The 18,246-nt window shown below is 64.7% G+C and carries 21 protein-coding genes; 6 read left to right on the top strand and 15 right to left on the bottom strand.

The genetic code is table 11. The features are described from left to right. Positions 1-258: 258 nt before the first annotated feature. From BLQ61_RS14170 to BLQ61_RS14150, 5 genes are read right to left on the bottom strand one after another with little or no spacing between them, the layout of a single operon-like run. A complete protein-coding gene (locus tag BLQ61_RS14170; RefSeq protein WP_091571651.1) occupies positions 259-735 on the bottom strand; it encodes a Mov34/MPN/PAD-1 family protein in 477 nt (158 codons plus the stop codon). After that, on the bottom strand, positions 723-2,354 hold the full coding sequence (locus tag BLQ61_RS14165; protein WP_091571648.1) for a ThiF family adenylyltransferase: 1,632 nt from the start codon (positions 2,352-2,354) through the stop codon (positions 723-725). The genes BLQ61_RS14170 and BLQ61_RS14165 overlap by 13 nt, the downstream gene beginning before the upstream one ends. Further along, entirely contained in the window at positions 2,351-3,493 is a 1,143-nt protein-coding gene (locus BLQ61_RS14160; protein ID WP_091571645.1) for a CBASS cGAMP synthase, read from the bottom strand. Before BLQ61_RS14160 ends, BLQ61_RS14165 begins: the two co-directional genes overlap by 4 nt. Beyond that, the gene (locus BLQ61_RS14155) at positions 3,487-4,488 is read right to left on the bottom strand and encodes a CBASS cGAMP-activated phospholipase (protein WP_091571643.1); all 1,002 of its coding nucleotides are present in this window, start codon (positions 4,486-4,488) and stop codon (positions 3,487-3,489) included. The genes BLQ61_RS14160 and BLQ61_RS14155 overlap by 7 nt, the downstream gene beginning before the upstream one ends. 5 nt (positions 4,489-4,493) lie before the next feature. After that, entirely contained in the window at positions 4,494-4,718 is a 225-nt protein-coding gene (locus BLQ61_RS14150; protein WP_011812342.1) for a DUF2188 domain-containing protein, read from the bottom strand. Positions 4,719-4,994: 276 nt separating this feature from the next. Here BLQ61_RS14150 and BLQ61_RS14145 point away from each other — a divergent pair, with 276 nt between their 5' ends. From BLQ61_RS14145 to BLQ61_RS14135, 3 genes are all read left to right on the top strand, one after another. Then, positions 4,995-5,381, top strand: coding sequence for a helix-turn-helix domain-containing protein (locus BLQ61_RS14145; RefSeq protein ID WP_091571640.1), 387 nt, complete (start codon positions 4,995-4,997; stop codon positions 5,379-5,381). 2 nt (positions 5,382-5,383) lie between these two features. Next, positions 5,384-6,253, top strand: a complete 870-nt coding sequence (locus tag BLQ61_RS14140) for an ImmA/IrrE family metallo-endopeptidase (RefSeq protein ID WP_091571638.1) — start codon at positions 5,384-5,386, stop codon at positions 6,251-6,253. A gap of 101 nt (positions 6,254-6,354) precedes the next feature. Continuing rightward, complete coding sequence (locus BLQ61_RS14135) at positions 6,355-6,732, top strand: helix-turn-helix transcriptional regulator (protein WP_091571634.1); 378 nt, start codon at positions 6,355-6,357, stop codon at positions 6,730-6,732. A 29-nt stretch (positions 6,733-6,761) separates the two neighbouring features. On the opposite strand, the gene BLQ61_RS14130 is transcribed toward BLQ61_RS14135, so the two are convergent. From BLQ61_RS14130 to guaB, 6 genes are all read right to left on the bottom strand, one after another. Continuing rightward, the gene (locus BLQ61_RS14130; protein ID WP_091571760.1) at positions 6,762-7,004 is read right to left on the bottom strand and encodes a transcriptional regulator; all 243 of its coding nucleotides are present in this window, start codon (positions 7,002-7,004) and stop codon (positions 6,762-6,764) included. A gap of 17 nt (positions 7,005-7,021) precedes the next feature. Further along, complete coding sequence (locus tag BLQ61_RS14125) at positions 7,022-7,969, bottom strand: nucleotidyl transferase AbiEii/AbiGii toxin family protein (protein WP_091571631.1); 948 nt, start codon at positions 7,967-7,969, stop codon at positions 7,022-7,024. Then, the gene (locus BLQ61_RS14120; protein ID WP_091571629.1) at positions 7,953-8,774 is read right to left on the bottom strand and encodes a type IV toxin-antitoxin system AbiEi family antitoxin domain-containing protein; all 822 of its coding nucleotides are present in this window, start codon (positions 8,772-8,774) and stop codon (positions 7,953-7,955) included. The genes BLQ61_RS14125 and BLQ61_RS14120 overlap by 17 nt, the downstream gene beginning before the upstream one ends. Positions 8,775-8,929: 155 nt before the next feature. Continuing rightward, on the bottom strand, positions 8,930-10,186 hold the full coding sequence (locus BLQ61_RS14115; protein WP_091571626.1) for a tyrosine-type recombinase/integrase: 1,257 nt from the start codon (positions 10,184-10,186) through the stop codon (positions 8,930-8,932). Between the two features lie 301 nt (positions 10,187-10,487). Next, complete coding sequence (gene guaA / locus BLQ61_RS14110; RefSeq protein WP_091571624.1) at positions 10,488-12,107, bottom strand: glutamine-hydrolyzing GMP synthase; 1,620 nt, start codon at positions 12,105-12,107, stop codon at positions 10,488-10,490. A gap of 72 nt (positions 12,108-12,179) precedes the next feature. After that, positions 12,180-13,655 (bottom strand): IMP dehydrogenase, encoded by a 1,476-nt coding sequence (gene guaB / locus BLQ61_RS14105; protein WP_091571621.1) that lies wholly within the window; start codon positions 13,653-13,655, stop codon positions 12,180-12,182. Between the two features lie 80 nt (positions 13,656-13,735). On the opposite strand from guaB, the gene BLQ61_RS14100 reads away from it, so the two are divergent. Further along, positions 13,736-14,275 (top strand): DUF4124 domain-containing protein, encoded by a 540-nt coding sequence (locus BLQ61_RS14100; RefSeq protein WP_091571619.1) that lies wholly within the window; start codon positions 13,736-13,738, stop codon positions 14,273-14,275. A 7-nt stretch (positions 14,276-14,282) separates the two neighbouring features. Here BLQ61_RS14100 and BLQ61_RS14095 read toward each other — a convergent pair whose 3' ends face one another. Beyond that, positions 14,283-14,630: an RnfH family protein gene (locus BLQ61_RS14095; RefSeq protein ID WP_091571616.1), complete on the bottom strand. Its 348-nt coding sequence runs from the start codon at positions 14,628-14,630 to the stop codon at positions 14,283-14,285. After that, on the bottom strand, positions 14,623-15,069 hold the full coding sequence (locus BLQ61_RS14090; protein ID WP_091571613.1) for a type II toxin-antitoxin system RatA family toxin: 447 nt from the start codon (positions 15,067-15,069) through the stop codon (positions 14,623-14,625). The genes BLQ61_RS14095 and BLQ61_RS14090 overlap by 8 nt, the downstream gene beginning before the upstream one ends. A 108-nt stretch (positions 15,070-15,177) precedes the next feature. Here BLQ61_RS14090 and smpB point away from each other — a divergent pair, with 108 nt between their 5' ends. Both smpB and BLQ61_RS14080 read left to right on the top strand, forming a co-directional pair. Continuing rightward, positions 15,178-15,651, top strand: coding sequence for an SsrA-binding protein SmpB (smpB, locus tag BLQ61_RS14085; RefSeq protein ID WP_091571611.1), 474 nt, complete (start codon positions 15,178-15,180; stop codon positions 15,649-15,651). Positions 15,652-15,748: 97 nt separating this feature from the next. After that, positions 15,749-16,165, top strand: a complete 417-nt coding sequence (locus tag BLQ61_RS14080) for a COG4315 family predicted lipoprotein (RefSeq protein ID WP_091571608.1) — start codon at positions 15,749-15,751, stop codon at positions 16,163-16,165. 84 nt (positions 16,166-16,249) lie between these two features. Here BLQ61_RS14080 and BLQ61_RS14075 read toward each other — a convergent pair whose 3' ends face one another. Both BLQ61_RS14075 and BLQ61_RS14070 read right to left on the bottom strand, forming a co-directional pair. Next, positions 16,250-17,341, bottom strand: coding sequence for an enoyl-CoA hydratase/isomerase family protein (locus tag BLQ61_RS14075; protein WP_091571606.1), 1,092 nt, complete (start codon positions 17,339-17,341; stop codon positions 16,250-16,252). Beyond that, complete coding sequence (locus tag BLQ61_RS14070; RefSeq protein ID WP_281218506.1) at positions 17,338-18,240, bottom strand: DMT family transporter; 903 nt, start codon at positions 18,238-18,240, stop codon at positions 17,338-17,340. The genes BLQ61_RS14075 and BLQ61_RS14070 overlap by 4 nt, the downstream gene beginning before the upstream one ends. Between the last annotated feature and the right edge of the window lie 6 nt (positions 18,241-18,246).

The raw sequence follows: 18,246 nt of genomic DNA, 5'->3' as shown, positions 1-18,246 counted from the left end.
CAGGTTCAACGACGGCCGCCAGGCCGCAAGCGCACGAGTGCGCGCAGACCTTGACCGCGAGAACGGTGTGCAAGGATGAAGGGAACAGCAAGCCAGCCCACACCCCGCCCGCATTGCACTGGCAAGCGAAGCGCGCAGCGGCAACGCCGCGCAGACGTCAAGGATCAAAGCCGGATAGCCGGGATGCGGCACGAAACCCGGGGCGCAGCCCGCGAGCCTGGCGGCGGTACGCCGGAACGACCGCATATCGATTGCCAGTTATTCCACAGGGATCAGCACTGAACCGCGTCCCGTACTTGGCACCAGTTCGACATACAGGGACTGTCGCCCGACGATGACAGCGAGCATGGGCCGCTTGTCTCGACGCTGCGCTGAAAGTCGGGTCCATTCCGATCTGTCGAGACCAGAAGGATGGGGATGATCTTCAGGATGGGTATGCCATTCGCCCAGATAGCGCACCGTTCCTTGACTCGCCGTCCAACGAGACAAGGCGATGGCTTCGTGTCCAAACGGCATCCGCTCGAACAGGTAGCGAAACCGCTTGTCCCAAGCCGTGGGAACCGTCGCTTGCTCAATGAGCAAGTGGCCTCCATGCACGGAGCCAAGCAAAAGCCCACCAGCTTCGCAGTCGGCATCAGTGCCCTGAATATGCTGATTGAATGTCTGCAGCGTACCTGCCGAAAAATGCAGCAACGTGCCTTTGCCGCCAGTTGCCCAGGAACCTAGGAATTGCATAGAGGGCAATCCCGATCTCGCTGAGGATCGCAGTCGGACGTGGCCAGCTGATGGGTCTGATCGATCAGCCGGGTTCGTAACGCAGGAGAGTGGGCGCCGTTGATCCAATCAAGGGCCATATCAGCGCCCAGGCTGGCAGCCTGCACCGACACCGAAGCCGGAAATGGCACATACAAGCCCTCGCACCCATGGCCTGCCAAGATGTTCGGTAGAGCATCAACGGTCGAGCGAAGTTCGCCTCTTCTGTGGCTGTGCCATAAGCACCGGTAGCACGCACCCGACGCGGTCGTTCTCAGGAGCGCCCGCACAGCTGTTCCAGGCCCTTCGATCCAGACAGAAAGCATGGGGGTGGGCGCCCGATAGCGGCCGCACAGCCAGTGCCCGAGGGATTCTTCGCCGGTGGCATCGATGAGCAGGTCAAGCTTTCCCAATTGAGCCTGTCTGACATCTACAGGAAGCGCGTGAACCTCGGCGCCTGGCGACAAGCGCTTGAGTTCCTGCGCCATGGCCTCGGCCTTGTTCGACAGCAGGTCCGGAAATCCGAGGCGATGCCGCCCGATGTTCTGTGGAAGGAGTGCGTCGAAATCCACCAGCGTGAGTTTTCCGCCGCATGTGCCCGCCCCGGCCTTGACCAGCATGTCCGAGAGGTATCCGCCGATCGTGCCGCACCCCACAAGGGCGATTCGTTTCCCCGCCAGCGTTCTCAACTTGGGAATGTTGCGCTGGGCCAGATACCGGTCATCGATCCGGATCACAGAGACGGGCATCACCTTCAGTCCAAAGGTTGAATCTCTGCGATCAGCGAGCTTGGCTTTGTGCGTCAACGGTTGGTGGTCAAAGAGCACAACAAAGCCATACGTCATCAATGGCGACTCGATGACGATGAGGACACCATTGGCCTTCTTGCTTTGCCCCTCCTTGATACGTTCGTGAATCTTGCGCCGACACCGAGGGTCCAGGGTGCTTTGCCAAGCCAACACGTCCCCCACGGTTTCGGGAGGCCAGTGGCTGGTCAGCGGCCGGGGTTGAGCGGTCGTCTTGACTCGGTAGGTCAGCACCGTTCTATCGGTGACCTGGTAGCCGAGCGAATGCAGCTTTTTGGTTGTTCGTTCTTCGTTGTCGGTGATGAACCAGAGCGGATTGCCATGGGCTTGCGCAACGATACAGTTCTGCCGGCCCAGATCTTCGCCTTGCATGTCCACGAAGCAAAGCCAGCCGCTCCAGTAGGCAAAAAATTCTTCGGCGAGGTCTTCGATCATCTCGCCTTTCAATATTCGCCCCAGCACGGCGGACGCGCGTTGCAGACATGCCAAGGACTGCCCGACTGGATCGTAGATGTCCAATACCACGGTCCCCTTGGCCAAATAGCAAAGGCTGCCATCCGCACCAAGATGAGGAACCGCCTTGGGCAGTTCAGGCGGGATTTCAAGCAGCCGGATGCGAGGCAGGTCGAAGAAGGCAGGGTCGAGCTGAACCTCGCATGCAATGCCATCGACCGCGCCGCAAGGGATCAACAGCCCCCGCAGCTTGAACCAGCCGTCTTCCGTCTTGCCGACGAACTCGAAGCCTCGCCGCTCAAAGGCTTCGATCACGTCCGCGACTGCGGCAACGCTGCTCATCCCGCCTTCGTTCGCCCGACCAATTCGCTCGGACCAGCCGTGGCCGGCGCTGCGGCGATGGTGGCTGCAACGGATACCACCTTGACCCGAGCCGGTTCATTCGGGAAGCGCGGGCCGAACTCGCCTTGCATCCAGATGCAGGCCTGTGAAGGACTGCCGGCGTCAGTTGCACCGCGCAGCACCTTCTCCAATGCTTCAAACGCCTTCGCCGCTTCTTCGACGCCCTCTTTGCCGAGTCGCACCGTGAGCGACTCCGACTCATCCACGGGGTTGTTCACCCCTGCACGCAGCTTGGCCGGCAGGGCCGCCACGACGTCCAGCAGCGCCAGGTCGTCGCGCCGATCCCGCTTCTCGAACAGTGGTGCCGCCGCAGCCATCAACAGGATGGAGGCGGGTCCGCCGCTGGACCACCGCCAATCGCGGAACGCTTTCAAGTAGCGAATCACACGGCGGAACTGTTCGCCCTTGGCCTCCACTTCGCCCAAGAACCATTCCTTGACAGGTCTGGGATCGGAGGGCATCCAGTTGCACTCGCGGTGAGCCAGGAGCACCTTGTCTGCGGGCAGTGCCGTCCAGGCATCCCGCTCTGCCATGTTCACCGCCTCCGTCAGCGAGTCGTAACCGTATCGCTCCATCGAGGCCTTCGCGAGCGTGACGAACTCTTCATCGGGGATGGCGTACAGCGGAACGTCGATGTGGGCATAGGCCGCAATGACGATCCGGACGCATGTCGGCTTGTCGGTGACCAGCTTCCAGTGCTTCTCTTGGACCAGCGGCTTCAAGGCTTCTTCGGCGGCGGCAAAGAACACCGTCGTGGCCCTGCTGGGGCGCTTCGTCTGCGAGACGAAGCTCAGTGGGAGATAGCAGCCATCATCGACATCCGCTTGCTGGGGGCGCTGTGCAGGAGCGTTCAAGGTCTTGTACGCCCACGATCCTTGCGTGAAAAAGCGCGGCTGCGGCACGTCGTCCGTATACCCGCGTTCGCGCAAAACGCGCGGGATGCCGGTGCGCAGGCAGTTTCTGACATCGTTGCGAGCGCTGGCGATCCAGGCACGTTGTTCAACTGACAGATTCAGCTCTTCATGCATGCAGGATTCGTCATCGACCGTGGTGAAGAAAAGCGGACTCAGGTTCAGCATGCGGCCTCCGGCACATTCTTGTTGGGGCCGTGATAGAAGGTAGGTGCGCCGGCCTGGTGCGCTCGAAACGGTTGGAACAGAGGGTCGCCCAGTGCGCGCTGTGCAGCGTGGCTGCCGCGGTCCTTCAGCGTGTTCGTGGCACCGATGGACACACGGTCCAGTGCTTTTACGTCCTTGCTTTGATCGGGCGTGGCCTTGTCGTCGATCTGGAAGTAGTTGCCACCCAAGGCCTGTCGCAGCATGTAGTCCACCGACGACTCCTGGGCGGAGATCACCAGGTCGAAGAGCCCCCCGCGCCACTTGCCGAATCCTCGGTCAAGGCTGGCGCCACCGCGGACCGTTGCGCCGATCGTCATCGTGCCGATGGACAGCACCCGAACCAGCGCACTCTGTTTAGGCGCGAGGAACGTATTGACTTCGTGAAGCCCGAACAGTCCGGGCGCGTTGCCGACCAGACCCCCATCCGCAAAGACGCCACGGTCGTTGCGCGCCAGCGGAAAGTAAACGGGGGCAGCGGCGGTCGCCAACGCCACATCCACGATCTTCATGCGGTGGTCCATCTCGAATGAGGGATGGTGAGGCGTCTTGAAGAACTGGCCACGCCCGGTCGAATAGTTGACGGCTGGCACGAGAACACGGTGCTTCAAGTTGCCGATCGTGGCGTCTTGGAAGCGCTCGGTCAGCACCGACCGCAATCCCGCGGAGTCGTGCTTGGCGGTCAACCAGAAGCCCAGAAGGCGCCGAGCGAGACTGCGGCAACCAAAGATGCGGGAGCCCTGCTTCTCGAACAGCGCCTTGAGTTCAATGGCCGGGATTTCTGCTGCCAGCCCCAAGGCCAGCATGCCGCCTGCGGAAGTACCGCAGATCAGATCGAAATGCGAAGCGATGGGGCGGCCCAGCACGGCTTCGAGCTCGGCCAGGACCGTCGCTGTGTACAGGCCGCGATAGCCGCCCCCAGACAGGGCGAGCACATGGTAGGTGGGCACGCCCGTCATTGCACTCAGCCCTTCGGCGGGAAGGAGTCGTTGCCGTGGCTGTCCTTGTCACGGATGCGGCCATCCGGACGGTGGATGACCAGTTCCGACTGCTGGTTGCGCGCGATGTCTCGCCCCGCGTCAATGGCCTGCTGCTGTGTGTCGTGCACGGAGGTTGCCCGCTGATTGCCGGCACCCTTGACGGCCCAACCGTCCTGGTGAGGAACTACATGCTGATTTTTGCCTGTCATGGCGAATTCCCTAAAGTTGAACCATCGAGACCCCGGCCAGCCGGCCGGGTTGCCAATGACCACCTGCTGAAGCAAAATACGTTGCTCTTGCAGACAACGGGTGAGTCAAGCCAAATCAACCTGCTGGATTCGAAGAACCCACGTCTGTTGTCTGGCTGGACAACAATGTATCAGAGTTGGTGCCAGGCTGCAAATGGTGGGCTTGGTGCCGCATAACGCAGTTGCTGCGGGGACAGGCGCATCGCGCCGTCCGCCTCAGTCCAAGGAACGGAACGGATGTCACAAACAGGCCTGGGCGTCGCCCTCAAGACGCTACGCGAGCGCAGGACCCTCTCATTGCGCGAAATCGGGCAACTGTCCTCGGTGGACCATGCCTATGTCCACCGGCTGGAGTCCGGCGAGAAGACAAACCCCTCAGCCGACTTGGTCGAAAAACTGCTGAAGGTACTTAAACCAGGTGAAAGAGATGCTGCACTGGTGCTGTGGCTGGTTGACCATGCGGAGGCCGATCCGCGCCTTGTGGAATTCGTGCTGAACGATCCGTCCATCAGCATTGACATCTTTTCTGCTGCAGCAGGTGTGAGGCATCGTGGCAATGCCAGACCTGATCCCGCGACTTTGATCGCCCGGATACAGCGAGCGTTCGAGGACGAGGACGACTGAACATGGATGAAGCGGATGTCAGACAGAAAGCACGGGCCTTTGTTGCGAAGGTTGATGTGTCCGGCATCCGAGAAGACCTGACACCCTATGTGGTAGCGGCGAATGCCAAGGTCAAGCAGGATGAGCTTGGTGAGGGAGAGTCCGGCTACACGATCACCAAGCCGAATGGCAAGCACGTGATCACGGTGAATTCGCTGGAGACAGAAGAGCGCCAACGCTTCACCATCTGCCACGAAATTGCGCACATCGTCCTTGCGCTGGAGTCGAGCCACGAAGAAGTGCCGTCCTGGTCCTATGCGAAGCGGCATCCGAACGAAATTGCTTGCGACACCTTCGCCGCTGAATTGCTGATGCCTTATCAACAATGGCTGTCGCTTGTGCCCAACGAGGAACCGTCACTGGCGCTCATCCAGCGCATGGCGGACTTGTTCCACACATCATTCCCTGCCGCAGCGTCGCGGTTCGCTTCGCTCAGTGACATCCCGTGCGCCTTCGTGACCATGGAACGCGGCGCAGTACGCTACGCGGCGCGCTCCACCAGCTTGCGACAGGCTGGGGCCTGGATATCTCCCAGGTCCGCCATCCCCGTCGGCTCCGTGGCTCACCGCCTCCGTTCTTCAGGCAGCAGTGCTGCCGACACGGATGAGGTTGCACAAGACATCTGGTTCGACAACTGGGAAAAGGGCCTCGACCTCTGGGAGCTCTCCAGACACTACGCACGCACGGATACCACCACGTCGCTGCTGTGGTTCGACAGCGAAGATCTGCCTGAAGTGGAGGTGAATCGCTTCGGTGTCCGTGTCGAGGACGACGGCGGCCTGGCCGAATTGACGGGTCAGTTGGCCTGGCCGGGACGCAACAGACGCCGCTGAGAAGCGGGGGGCGTTTGGCCGCACAGCGCTTGCCGGGCCACGCTGCAGCAAGTTGTCCCGATAGGTACTGAACCTCACCATATCTCCATAACAGCACGTTCATGGAGTCCAAGGTGGAACAGCTACGTCAAACATCCCATTCAGCCGGCACAAACGCTCACCAGCCGCTTCCCTTGCCAGGCACCGAAGCCTACGAGGCTCTGCCCCAGTTTTCGCAGAGCAGCCCTCTTCCTTTCCGTCGCACCATCCGCCGCCACGAACTGCACCAGATCGTGCCTCTGGCCGAGACGACGATCTACGAAATGGAACAGCGCGGCGAGTTTCCGCGCCGCTTCCGCCTTACCGCCCGATGCGTCGTCTGGGATCTGGCAGAAGTCGAAGCCTGGATCGATGACCGCAAGCAAGCCTCTCGATCCGTGAAGACCAGCGCATCGGTCGGCCCGGACGTGAGACTGCGTCGGCACCGTCCTGTTCGATGAATCCGCCATCAAGCGCTTGCGGCGACTGACTACACCCCATCCGCCCGGACCAGCACCGCCCCCGGCAACGCCTGTGCCGCCTGAGCCATTGCGAGCGTGACCGCAGCATCGCTGTCGTCCGCCTTCCTGCTGAAAGCAAGACCGACATGACCCGGCCGTCCCCAGCCGACCGAGACATCGGCGCAGTCGCTACCCGCCAACTGACGAAGGACATCCTCCTGCGACCCCATGTCCGAGTCCAGTGCGTAGACCAGCGTGAAATCGTGAACCATCGCGTCAGCCTCCTTCGTCATCGGGCACCAGCAATCCGCGCCAGCGTTTCGTCAAGCTGCTGGCGATCTGCCGCACGCTTGGCCGCCGTGCGCTGCCCCAGGTTGTGCAGTTTGCGCCGCACCCCCGGCAACTCGGCCGCATGGGCCAGTCCGATCAAACTGAGATCGGCCTTCTCATCCTCGACGGATTGAAGGAAGGCGCACGACGGCCCGTCCAGCCAATGCGCTACGCGGGCCAACAGGCGCTCGCGGCTCTCCAGCAAGGCGGCCACACCAATAGGCTCGGACGTCATCCCGTTGAAGTGGGCCTCGAAAGTGGCCTCGAAATCCGCTGGCACGCGCGGTGCCAGCATCTCCCAGGCTGGCTTCGGACTGCACGTCAGGTAAACGAGAAAGGTCCGCCAGAGCCCCTCGTCCGCGCGTTCATCCTCCAGCAGCAGGCCCACGTCGAAGAGATCGCGCGGGTGCTGCCGCGACAGCGCAGCCGCCAACTTGCCGGCATAGAGGTCGGCGAATGCCAGCACCTGCACCTCGGCAAAGCCGAAGGCCTCCTCCACCCGTGGCCGCACGACCATGGTTCGCACCGGATGCACCGTTCCACGCATGACGGGTGTCGTCTCGATCTGCACGCGCGCACGGCCGCGACTGGCCACCAAGCGAGTGACTGCCCCACCCTCGCCCGCCGAAGTCTGCACCTGCAATTGCAAAGGCCGGGCGCGCAGTACATCCGCCATTCGCTCCAGCGCTGCGGCAATCAGCCTCGCGTCCTCGGCATAGTCATGCACCGGCAACCAGGCCAGATCGATGTCCACCGACAGACGCGGCAGATCATGCTCGAACAGGTTGATGGCCGTGCCGCCCTTGAGCGCAAAAGCCGGCTCCTGCGCCAGCACCGGCAGGATCTCGACCAGCAGCCGCACACGGTCGGTATAGCGCCGGTCCCATTGGTCAAGCCAGGTGCTCATCAAGATCTCCCGGCAAGGTGATCTGGTAGGTCGGATGCAGGCGTCCGCCGGGCACGAGCGCACGCTTGCCTCTGCCCAGATCAACACCCTCCAGGGACATGTGCGCCAGCCACGCATGCCGATGGCGATCAGCCAGGGCCAGGAACAGCCGCTTCGCCTTGATGCTGCGGCAGTGCCGCAGCAGCAGGCCGACCCGCTGCGGCCGCAACGTGGTCATGGCCTGCATCAGCGCATCGGCCTCGTAGACCTCTGCCGCACCCGATACGCCATCGCACAGTTCGAGCATGGCCCGCTCGGGCGTCGAGCAGACCAGGGCATCGGCGCCAGGCGCAGCGGAGTACCAAGCCAGGCCCGCTTCCGACAACACCGTCCCTGAGACTTCCGCAGTGACGGGCACAGCCGTGAGGTCGACCGGCCCCTTGCCCGGGTACTCGAAGCGCTGCTCCAGTGAAAGCTTGCCCACCCAGCCCGGCGGCTGTCGTGGCCCATACAGCGTGATCGTCCCGGCATCGCCCAGGCGCAGGTAGTGCTCATGGCCCTGCAGGCCGAGGGCGAAGCGTCCCCCGACGTGCAGCGGCATGCCCTCCCCGAGCTGCAGGCTGCGGACCACCCCATCCCATTGCAGCCGCCCGCCCCTGCGCATGTAGACGCCACGCGCCGGCGAGACCAGCCAGCCGCTGCCCATGTAGCGCGCCACAAGGCTGTTGGAGTATCCATGCGCCCGTAGCCAGCGGCTGGATACCAAGCGCGTGTCGCCCAGTTCGGCCAGCAACTGGTTCAGTTTTCCTGCATTTTGAGCATCCATAGTGCTCAAAATAACAGATTTATAAACCAACGCCAAGGCTTGGTGGTTTGAAAAACTCCCGAAAAGATCACCCAAAGTGCGCCTTTTTCCACCTATGTAAACCCCGCGCTGTCCGCCGACAAGAAGCGCCGATGAAAACATCATGGGGCTCTCCCTCACAAAACTGCACTGAGCACCGGGACCGACACGTTGTCCGGCAGCAGCTTCGGCACATGGGTTCGCCCATCAATCCAGGCATCGACCATGTCCGCCCATTCCTGCAGCATGTGGCGCCGCTGCTCTGCGTACTCGGCCTTGTTGTAGACCGAGCGCGAGGAGCGCCCTTCCTCATGCGCCAGGCACTTCTCTATCCAGTCACCGTTGAAGCCCACTTCGTTGAGCAGCGTCGAGCCGGTACGGCGCAGGTCATGGACGGTGAACGGTTCCAGCGGCAGGCCCGCGGTCTTGGCCCGCCCGACGATGAGATGGGTGACGCGGTTCAAGGTCGCATGGGACATGCAACGGATCGGCTCGTAACGCGAGGGCAGCACGAACTTGGAGCCAGCGGCACAGGTATGCAACGCCACGAGGATGTCCAGGGCCTGCCGCGACAGATAGACCACGTGCGGGTTGCGCCCCTTCATGCGCTCCTTCGGAATCGTCCAGGTTGCTTTCTCGAAGTCGATCTCCCTCCACGTGGCCTCGATCAATTCGCTCTTGCGCACCAGGGTCAGCAGGACCATGCGCAGCGCCAAGCGGATCGTCGGATAGGTCGCGATGGACTCCAACTGATGGAACGCCAGCCGGATTTCGGCCGGCGACAGCGCCCGGTCTTTCGGAACGAAGGTCGCGATCGAGGCCGCAGCCACGTCGTTGGCCGGGTTGTCCACCTTCTCACCATGCAGGATGGCGAACGCATAGACCTGCTTCACGATGTCACGGACATGCACGGCAGTGGCAGGCGCTCCGCGCGCCTTCACCTTGTTGCACAGAGCCCGCAGGTCATCGGCGGTGATCTCGTTGAGCAGCCGGTTCTGGAACACCGGCAGGATGTCTCGGTCGACGACATGCTTGCGCATCGCGCGCGTGCTGTCGGCCATACGGGCGTCAGCCAGCCATTTCACGGCGACGTCCCCGAAGTTCTTGGCGGCGGTCAGCCGACGCTTCTCGCGCTGCTTTTCCAACGCCGGGGAACGGCCCGCAGCGACGGTCCTTTTGGCGTCTAGAAGCTTTTCACGGGCAAGGGCCAGCGAGATGCCACCGGGGCCATAGCGGCCGATGGTCAGGGTCTCACGGCGCCCGTTGAGACGGTAATCGTAGCGGAAGGTGACGGTACCGGCGGTCGATACCGTCACGTACATCCCATCCCGGTCAGAAGCCTTATAGGTCAACGACTTAGGCTTCAGATTGCGCAGTGCTGTGTCGGTAAGCATCGAGGTTTTCCTCCTGTTTCGTGACGGCTTTTACCGTCAGGGGTCAGGAGACCCGTCGATGCCCGGAAAGCCGCATGAAACAAGCTTTCCAGAGGAGCGCTTTACCGTCAAAGACCGTTTTGGTCTCAATAGTAAACGGGAGGGTCTTGATCCGCCCCCCGGTTCTTACCGTCAGCTCTACCGTCAACCCATTTCGCTGGTCGGCGATAGCCATCGATAGAAGCCGTGACGTATTTCCTTTTAAATCAACACGTTACGTCAGTTTTTCGATAGCTGGCGATAGTCCCCGAAGGACGTCAATTCACTCCCACTCGATCGTCGCCGGCGGCTTGCTCGACACGTCGTAGGTCACGCGGTTGATGCCGCGCACCTCGTTGATGATGCGGCCCGACACGCGCTTGAGCAGCGCGTACGGCAGCTCGGCCCAGTCGGCGGTCATGAAGTCGGTGGTCTGCACCGCGCGCAGCGCGACCACGTAGTCGTAGGTGCGGCCGTCGCCCATCACGCCCACGCTCTTGACCGGCAGGAACACGGTGAAGGCCTGGCTGGTCAGCTCATACCAGCTCTTGCCGGTGGCCGGGTCCACGGTATTGCGCAGCTCCTCGGTGAAGATGGCGTCGGCGCGGCGCAGCAGGTCGGCGTATTCGCGCTTCGCCTCGCCCAGGATGCGCACGCCCAGGCCGGGGCCGGGGAACGGGTGGCGATACACCATCTCGCGCGGCAGGCCCAGCGCCAGGCCGAGCTCGCGCACTTCGTCCTTGAACAGGTCGCGCAGCGGCTCAAGGAGTTTGAGGCCCAGCTGCTCGGGCAGGCCGCCGACGTTGTGGTGGCTCTTGATGGTCACGGCCTTCTTGCTCTTGGCGCCGCCAGACTCGATCACGTCCGGGTAGATGGTTCCCTGCGCCAGGAAAGTGACGCCGCGGTGCCCGCCGCCGGCGGCCTTGAGCTTCTCGGCCTCGGCCTTGAACACGTCCACGAACAGGCCGCCGATGATCTTGCGCTTGGCCTCCGGGTCCTGCACGCCCGCCAGCTGGCCCAGGAACAGGTCGCTGGCGTCCACGCGGATGACGCGCGCGTGCAGCTTGCCGGCGATCATGTCCATGACCATGTCGCCCTCGTTCAGGCGCAGCAGGCCATGGTCCACGAACACGCAGGTTAGGCGGTCGCCGATGGCGCGGTGGATCAGCGCCGCGGCGACGCTGGAGTCCACGCCGCCGGACAGGCCCAGCAGCACTTCTTCCTCGTCACCCACCTCGGCGCGGATGCGCGCCACGGCCTCGTCCACGTAGTGGCCCATGACCCAGTCGGCGCGCGCGCCGCAGATCTCCAGCACGTAGCGCGCCAGCAGCGCCGCGCCCTGCGGCGTATGCGTGACCTCGGGGTGGAACTGCACGGCGTAGAAGCGTCGCGCCTCGTCGGCCATGCCGGCAATCGCGCACGACGGCGTGGAGGCCATCACCTTGAAGCCCGGCGGCAGCTCGGTGACCTTGTCGCCGTGGCTCATCCACACCTTCAGCATGCCGTGGCCTTCAGGCGTGGCGAAATCCTGGATGTCCTTGAGGAGTTCGGTGTGGCCGTGCGCGCGCACCTCGGCATAGCCGAACTCGCGCGAATGCGAACCTTCGACCTTGCCGCCCAGCTGCATGGCCATGGTCTGCATGCCATAGCAAATGCCCAGCACCGGCACGCCCAGTTCGAACACGGCGTCGGGCGCGCGGTCTTCGACCTCGTACACGCTGGCGTGGCTGCCCGACAGGATCACGCCTTTCAGGTGGCCGTCAGCGGCGAATTCGCGCACCCAGTCGCTGCCCACGTCGCATGGGTGCACCTCGCAGTACACATGCGCCTCGCGCACCCGGCGCGCGATGAGCTGGGTGACCTGGGAGCCGAAGTCGAGGATGAGGATCTTGTCGTGTTGCATGGCGGTTTTGAAACAAATCAGCGCCCGGCCCTTATGCATCAAGGGCCGGGCGCTATCAATACTGAAGTATTGTCAGTCGGCGCGGTAGTTCGGTGCTTCCTTGACGATCTGCACGTCGTGCACGTGCGACTCGCGGATGCCGGCGGCGGTGATCTCGACGAACTCGGCCTTGTCGTTCATCTCGGCGATGGTGGCGCAGCCGCAGTAGCCCATGGCCGCGCGCACGCCACCGGCCATCTGGAAGACGATGCTGACCATCGAGCCCTTGTACGGCACGCGGCCCTCGATGCCCTCGGGCACCAGCTTGTCGGCGTTGGGGTTGCCAGTGGTGGCTTCCTGGAAGTAACGGTCGGCACTGCCCTGCTGCATGGCGCCGATCGAGCCCATGCCGCGGTAGCTCTTGTAGCTGCGGCCCTGGTAGAGGATGACCTCGCCGGGCGCTTCCTCGGTGCCGGCGAACATGCCGCCCATCATCACCGTGCTGGCGCCTGCGGCAATCGCCTTGGCGATGTCGCCCGAGAAACGGATGCCGCCGTCGGCGATCAAAGGCACGCCCGTGCCCTTGAGCGCCGTGGCCACGCTGTCGATGGCCATGATCTGCGGCACGCCCACGCCGGCGACGATGCGCGTGGTGCAGATCGAGCCGGGCCCGATGCCCACTTTCACCGCATCCGCGCCCGCCTCGACCAGCGCCAGCGCGGCGGCGCCGGTGGCAATATTGCCGCCGATGACCTGCACCTGCGCGTAGTTGCTTTTCACCCAGCGCACGCGGTCGATCACGCCCTTGCTGTGGCCGTGCGCCGTGTCCACCACGATGGCGTCGACCCCGGCCTTGACCAGAGCGGCCACGCGCTCCTCGGTGCCCGGGCCCACGCCCACGGCGGCAGCCACGCGCAGGCTGCCGGCGGCGTCGCGCGCGGCGTTCGGGAAGATGGTCTGCTTGTTGATGTCCTTGACGGTGATCAGGCCCTTGAGCTCGAAGGCATCGTTGACTACCAGCAGGCGCTCGAGCTTGTGGCGGTTCAGCAGCTGCTTGGCCTGCGCGGGCGTGGTGCCGTCCTTTTCATTGACGGTGATGAGCTTTTCGCGCGGCGTCATGATCTCGCGCACCTTGACGTCGTAGCGCGTCTCGAAGCGCACGTCGCGGCTGGTGACGATGCCGACCACCTTGCCGCCGTCGCACACCGGAAAGCCCGAGATGCCCAGGTTCTCCGACAGCTCCAGCACCTGCAGCACCGTGTGCTCGGGCGTGATGACCACCGGGTCATGCACCACGCCGGACTCGTGCCGCTTGACCTTGGCGACCTCGGCCGCCTGCTGCTCGGCCGTCATGTTCTTGTGCACCACGCCGATGCCGCCCTCCTGCGCGATGGCAATCGCCAGGCGCGCCTCGGTCACGGTGTCCATCGCAGCCGAAACCAGAGGCAGATTCAGGGAGATGTCGCGCGTGAAGCGCGTGGCCAGGGAGGTGTCCTTGGGCAGGACCTGGGAGTACGCCGGCACCAGCAACACGTCGTCGAAGGTGAGCGCTTTTCCAAGTAGGCGCATGAGTAAAGCTCCAAAAAATCGATTGTACCTGCCGCTTCTCGAACAGTCGGTCGCCCGAGGCCAGCACTACACTGCCCGGCATGCAACGCAAACCGCTTTTCCTGCTCGTGCTGGCATGCGCCTGGTCACTTGGGGCATCGGCTCAGTGGCAGTGGATCGACAAGGACGGCCGCAAGGTGTTCAGCGACCGCCCGCCGCCGCAGGAAGTGCCGGACAAAAACATCCTGAAGCAGCCCTCCCTGCCCGCTGCGCCCGCGCGCGCCGTGGCGCCGCTGGTGACGGACGAGGCGAGCCCCGCCGCGCCCACGCTGGCACCCAAGCCGAGTGGACGCGACGCGCAACTGGAGGAAAAGAAAGCCAGGGCTGAAGCCGCCGAGGCGGCGCGCAAGCAGGCCCAGGACAAGGCCCAGGCCGCGCAGCTGGCGCGCGAGCGCGCCGACAACTGCCAGCGCGCGCGCCAGTCCAGCGCCGCGCTGACCTCGGGCACCCCCTTGGTGCACCACAACGCCCAGGGCGAGCGGGTGTTCATGGACGATGCCGCCCGGGCTGCGGAACTGCGCCGCGCGCAGGACATCGTGGCAAGCGACTGCGGGCCGCTGCCGCCCGCTCCGGCTCGGTGACCGGCGCTCAGTAACCCGGCTTGGCGCCGGGACGGCGCGCGGAGAACAGGCCGGCGGTGCGTGCGCCCTGCCGTGCAAAGCGCTGGCGCCGCGCCACCTTCGGGTCTACCATCAGCGGCCGGCAGCACTCCACCCGGTCGCCATCGGACAGCGGAGTCTGCAGCGGCGACTCGCGCCCCCAGATGCCCACGGATAGACCAGACAATTGCGCCCGATCCAGGCCGGCGGCTTGCAGCGCCTCGGCCAGCGTTGCGCCGGCCGGCAGCACCAGCGGCCATTCACACACCTCACGCGGCGCCAGCGACGCACTGACCGTCACGCGCAGCGCTGCCGGCGCGCGCGCATCGTCAGCCATAGACCTGCTCGGCACGCTTGATGAAGGCGTCCACCAGCGTCGCCGCGATGCGGTCGAACACCGGGCCGACCAGCGCCGCCAGCGTGCGGCTGTCGAAACCGTAGCGCAGCGTCAGTTCGACCTTGCAGGCGCGCTGCGTACCGTCGCCCACGGGATGGAAATGCCAGTCGCCGTCCAGCTGCGAGAACGGTCCCTCGACCAACTGCATCTGCACGCGCCGGCCTGCCTCATGGGTGTTGCGGGTGACGAAGGACTTCTTGATGCCGCCAAACGAGATGCCGACCTCGGCCGTCATGCTGGTGCCGTCCGGCTCCTCGCTCACGACTCGGGCATGGTCGCACCACGGCAGGAACTGCGGGTAACGCGCGACATCGGTGACCAGGGCGAACATCTCCTCGGGGCTGTACCAGATCAGGACGGACTTGTTGACGGTTTTCATGCAGGGCAAGTGTGGATGGACACGCCCCCTAGAATCGACGGCGCGAGACGACAAGCATTGTAGGGAAGGCGTTTGCATCTTCCGGTCCGCGCCCCATCTACGAGCACCATGGCCAAGAAACCCGACCCGAACCCGCGCATCGCCGAGAACAAGAAGGCGCAATACAACTATTTCTTCGAGGAACGCCACGAGGCCGGCATGGTGCTGCATGGCTGGGAAGTGAAGGCGCTGCGCGAGGGCAAGGCGCAGCTGACCGACGGCTATGTGGCCATCAAGGACGGCGAGCTGTTCCTGCTGGGCTGCCAGATCAACCCGCTGCGCACCGCCTCCACCCACGTCAATCCCGACGCCGCGCGCATCAAGAAGCTCTTGATGCACAAGGACGAGATCCGCCGGCTGATCGGCAAGGTCGAGCAAAAAGGCCACACCCTGGTGCCGCTGAAGTTGTACTGGAAGGACGGGCGCGCCAAGTGCGAGATCGCCCTGGCCAAGGGCAAGGCCGAGCACGACAAGCGCGACACCATCAAGGAGCGTGAAGGCAAGCGCGAAGTCGAGCGCGCCATGAAGAGCCGCCACCGCTGAGCGCGCCTGGGCCGTCGTGCGCCAGACGGCCTGTTTGCTGACATGGCTGCTCGACAGGGCGCTCCTACACTGGCTCTTTTCCAACCAGGAGCGACCCATGAAAATCCTTGCAGCTGCCCTGATGTCCGCCGCCCTGCTGGCTGGCTGTGCCGGCCATAACCCGTTTTCGCACCAGAAGTCGGACACCACCGCCGACGCCAAGATGCGCGATATGCCGACCCGTGCCGCCGACGGCCGGCTGATCGGTCCCAACGGCAATACGCTGTATGTGTTCGGCAAGGACAGCAACGGCATGTCGGCCTGTGTGGACCAGTGCGCCACCAACTGGCCGCCGCTGGCCGTGGCGCCCAACGCCAAGCCCATGGGCGACTACACCATCATCACCCGCTCGGACGGCACACGGCAGTGGGCGTACAAGGGCCAGCCGCTGTACTACTTCGTGCGCGACGCCAAGCCCGGCGACATGGCTGGCGAGGGCTTGATGGGCGGCACCTGGAAGACCGTGCGCCCCTGACGCACGGCACGGCAAACCCGCCACAGGGTTTGTACACGTGACCTGTCACCCAGCGCGGCCTGACCGCGCTTTTTTGCGCCCGTTTCAGCGCAGCGCCACCAGCGGGTGCGCCCAGGCCGGCCAGGGGCTGGCGAAAAAGGCCTCGACCAGCTCGCGCGGCACCTCCTCGACACGCGCCGGGTTCCAGCGCGGCGCATAGTCCTTGTCCACCGCCAGCGCGCGGATGCCCTCCAGCGTCTCGCTCTGGCCGGGGCGCAGGTAGAAGCAGTGGCGCACCATGTCGCGCTCCATGCGCAGGTCCTGCGCCAGGTCCATGCCGCGTGCGCGGCGGATCTGCTCCAGCACCACGTGCAGCATCAGTGGCGAGCGCTTGCGCAGCAGCGCTGCCGTGGCGTGCTCCCAGTCGCCGCTGGCGGCTTCCAGCGCCTGCACGATGGCCGTGGCGTCGGGCAGAGCAAAATAGTGGTCGATTTCGGCCCTAGCCCTTGTACTGCAAGGGCCCGCAGCTACGAATTTAGAAGCAACAAAGTCCTGCACCGCCTGCCCGTTGGCAAAGCGCTGGCTGCCCAGCGCGTCCCAGACCGCCGCCTGCTGCTCTGCCGGCAACAGGCCGTCGGCCAGCCGGAAATCGATCGCATCCGCCGCGCCGATGGTCTCGCCGGTCAGCGCCAGCCATTCGCCTACGCGGCCCGGGCAGCGCGACAGGAAGTAGCCGCCGCCCACGTCCGGGAACAGGCCGATGATGGTCTCGGGCATGGCCATCTTGGTGCGCTCGGTGACGATGCGCAGGCTGCCGCCCTGGCTGATGCCCATGCCGCCGCCCATGACAATGCCGTCCATGAAGGCGATGTAGGGCTTGCCGTAGGTGTGGATCAGGTGGTTGAGGGCGTATTCCTCGGTGAAGAAGTCCTCCAGCTGCGGGTTGCCGCTGCTGCCCGCCGCGTGCAGGAAGCGGATGTCGCCGCCGGCGCAGAAGGCCCCGAAAGCCCCGTCGCGCCCATTGCCGCGGACCGCCACGGCCAGCACCCGGTCGTCGTGCTGCCATTGCAACAGCGTTGCCATCAGGTCGCGCACCATGGCCAGCGACAGCGCGTTCAGCGCGCGCGGGCGGTTCAGCGTGATGCAGCCGACCTGGCCGCGCACCTCGGCGACGATGTCGCTGTGTTGTTCCGTCATCGGGTTTGTTCCTTCCATCCAAGCAGTTCGTTGACAACCAGGGCTGCGACCACCAGCGTGCCGCCGAGCAGCACCTGCGGCGCCGGCCGCTCGCCCGCGCCCCACCAGACCAGCAGGATGCCGAAAATGACTTCCAGCAGGCCCAGCAGCGCGATCTCCGGCGCCTGCAGCACGCGCGCGCAGCGCACCACCAGCAGACACGGAATGGCCAATTGAACCAGACCCAGCAGCGCCAGCAACGCCAGATCGCGCGCCGAGGCGACAAACGGCAGCGCCCCGGGGAGCGTAGCCAGCGCCGACAGCGCGGCGCCGAGCAGCACCGCCGGCACCAGGTCCACCGCCACGCCGTGACGCTGGGCATGCTGCACCACGGTCCAGTTGATGGCCGATGCCAGGGGAATGCACAGCGCCACGGCCAGGCCCGGCAGCGACGCGCCGGTGACCTGCGTGCCGTACATCCAGACGATGCCCGCGCCCGCCGCCACGATGGCGCCCCAGGTGCGCGGCGCGATGCGCTGGCCGATGGTGGCGCGCGCGACCAGCGCGGTCAGCAGCGGCGCCGCGGCCATGGTGACCAGCACGTGCGCCACCGGCATCCACATCAGCGCCAGCATGAAAGCCGAGAACATCCCCGCCCAGCAAATGCCGGACAGCCACACGGGCGCGCTGGCGCGGCGCAGCGCGGCGAAGGCCGAGCGCCCGCGCAGCAGCGGCAGCAGCACCAGCAGCGACAGCAGCATGAAGAAGCTGCGCCAGAAGGTGACCTCGAAGCCGCGCGCCTGCTCCAGGTGGCGCGTGACCACGCCGGCGATCGACCACAGCAAGGCCGCCGCCGCCATCAGCGCCACGCCACGGCCGTGCGACAGGCCGGTGGCGGGCGTAACGGCGGCGGCGGTCATGGCCCG

Source organism: Oryzisolibacter propanilivorax (assembly GCF_900103645.1).
Classification (GTDB): domain Bacteria; phylum Pseudomonadota; class Gammaproteobacteria; order Burkholderiales; family Burkholderiaceae_C; genus Melaminivora; species Melaminivora propanilivorax.
This window is presented reverse-complemented; position numbering and strand designations above follow the sequence as displayed.

Excerpts from the sequence above, each read along its gene's own strand:
- BLQ61_RS14165 (WP_091571648.1), bottom strand. The coding sequence starts at position 2,354 with ATGAGCAGCGTTGCCGCAGTCGCGGACGTGATCGAAGCCTTTGAGCGG.
- BLQ61_RS14135 (WP_091571634.1), top strand. The coding sequence starts at position 6,355 with ATGGAGTCCAAGGTGGAACAGCTACGTCAAACATCCCATTCAGCCGGC.
- BLQ61_RS14080 (WP_091571608.1), top strand. The coding sequence starts at position 15,749 with ATGAAAATCCTTGCAGCTGCCCTGATGTCCGCCGCCCTGCTGGCTGGC.
- BLQ61_RS14070 (WP_281218506.1), bottom strand. The coding sequence starts at position 18,240 with ATGACCGCCGCCGCCGTTACGCCCGCCACCGGCCTGTCGCACGGCCGT.
- smpB (WP_091571611.1), top strand. The coding sequence starts at position 15,178 with ATGGCCAAGAAACCCGACCCGAACCCGCGCATCGCCGAGAACAAGAAG.
- BLQ61_RS14075 (WP_091571606.1), bottom strand. The coding sequence starts at position 17,341 with ATGACGGAACAACACAGCGACATCGTCGCCGAGGTGCGCGGCCAGGTC.
- BLQ61_RS14155 (WP_091571643.1), bottom strand. The coding sequence starts at position 4,488 with ATGACGGGCGTGCCCACCTACCATGTGCTCGCCCTGTCTGGGGGCGGC.
- guaA (WP_091571624.1), bottom strand. The coding sequence starts at position 12,107 with ATGCAACACGACAAGATCCTCATCCTCGACTTCGGCTCCCAGGTCACC.
- BLQ61_RS14120 (WP_091571629.1), bottom strand. The coding sequence starts at position 8,774 with ATGGATGCTCAAAATGCAGGAAAACTGAACCAGTTGCTGGCCGAACTG.
- BLQ61_RS14100 (WP_091571619.1), top strand. The coding sequence starts at position 13,736 with ATGCAACGCAAACCGCTTTTCCTGCTCGTGCTGGCATGCGCCTGGTCA.
- BLQ61_RS14095 (WP_091571616.1), bottom strand. The coding sequence starts at position 14,630 with ATGGCTGACGATGCGCGCGCGCCGGCAGCGCTGCGCGTGACGGTCAGT.
- guaB (WP_091571621.1), bottom strand. The coding sequence starts at position 13,655 with ATGCGCCTACTTGGAAAAGCGCTCACCTTCGACGACGTGTTGCTGGTG.
- BLQ61_RS14115 (WP_091571626.1), bottom strand. The coding sequence starts at position 10,186 with ATGCTTACCGACACAGCACTGCGCAATCTGAAGCCTAAGTCGTTGACC.
- BLQ61_RS14125 (WP_091571631.1), bottom strand. The coding sequence starts at position 7,969 with ATGAGCACCTGGCTTGACCAATGGGACCGGCGCTATACCGACCGTGTG.
- BLQ61_RS14130 (WP_091571760.1), bottom strand. The coding sequence starts at position 7,004 with ATGGTTCACGATTTCACGCTGGTCTACGCACTGGACTCGGACATGGGG.
- BLQ61_RS14090 (WP_091571613.1), bottom strand. The coding sequence starts at position 15,069 with ATGAAAACCGTCAACAAGTCCGTCCTGATCTGGTACAGCCCCGAGGAG.
- BLQ61_RS14150 (WP_011812342.1), bottom strand. The coding sequence starts at position 4,718 with ATGACAGGCAAAAATCAGCATGTAGTTCCTCACCAGGACGGTTGGGCC.
- BLQ61_RS14160 (WP_091571645.1), bottom strand. The coding sequence starts at position 3,493 with ATGCTGAACCTGAGTCCGCTTTTCTTCACCACGGTCGATGACGAATCC.
- BLQ61_RS14145 (WP_091571640.1), top strand. The coding sequence starts at position 4,995 with ATGTCACAAACAGGCCTGGGCGTCGCCCTCAAGACGCTACGCGAGCGC.
- BLQ61_RS14140 (WP_091571638.1), top strand. The coding sequence starts at position 5,384 with ATGGATGAAGCGGATGTCAGACAGAAAGCACGGGCCTTTGTTGCGAAG.
- BLQ61_RS14170 (WP_091571651.1), bottom strand. The coding sequence starts at position 735 with ATGCAATTCCTAGGTTCCTGGGCAACTGGCGGCAAAGGCACGTTGCTG.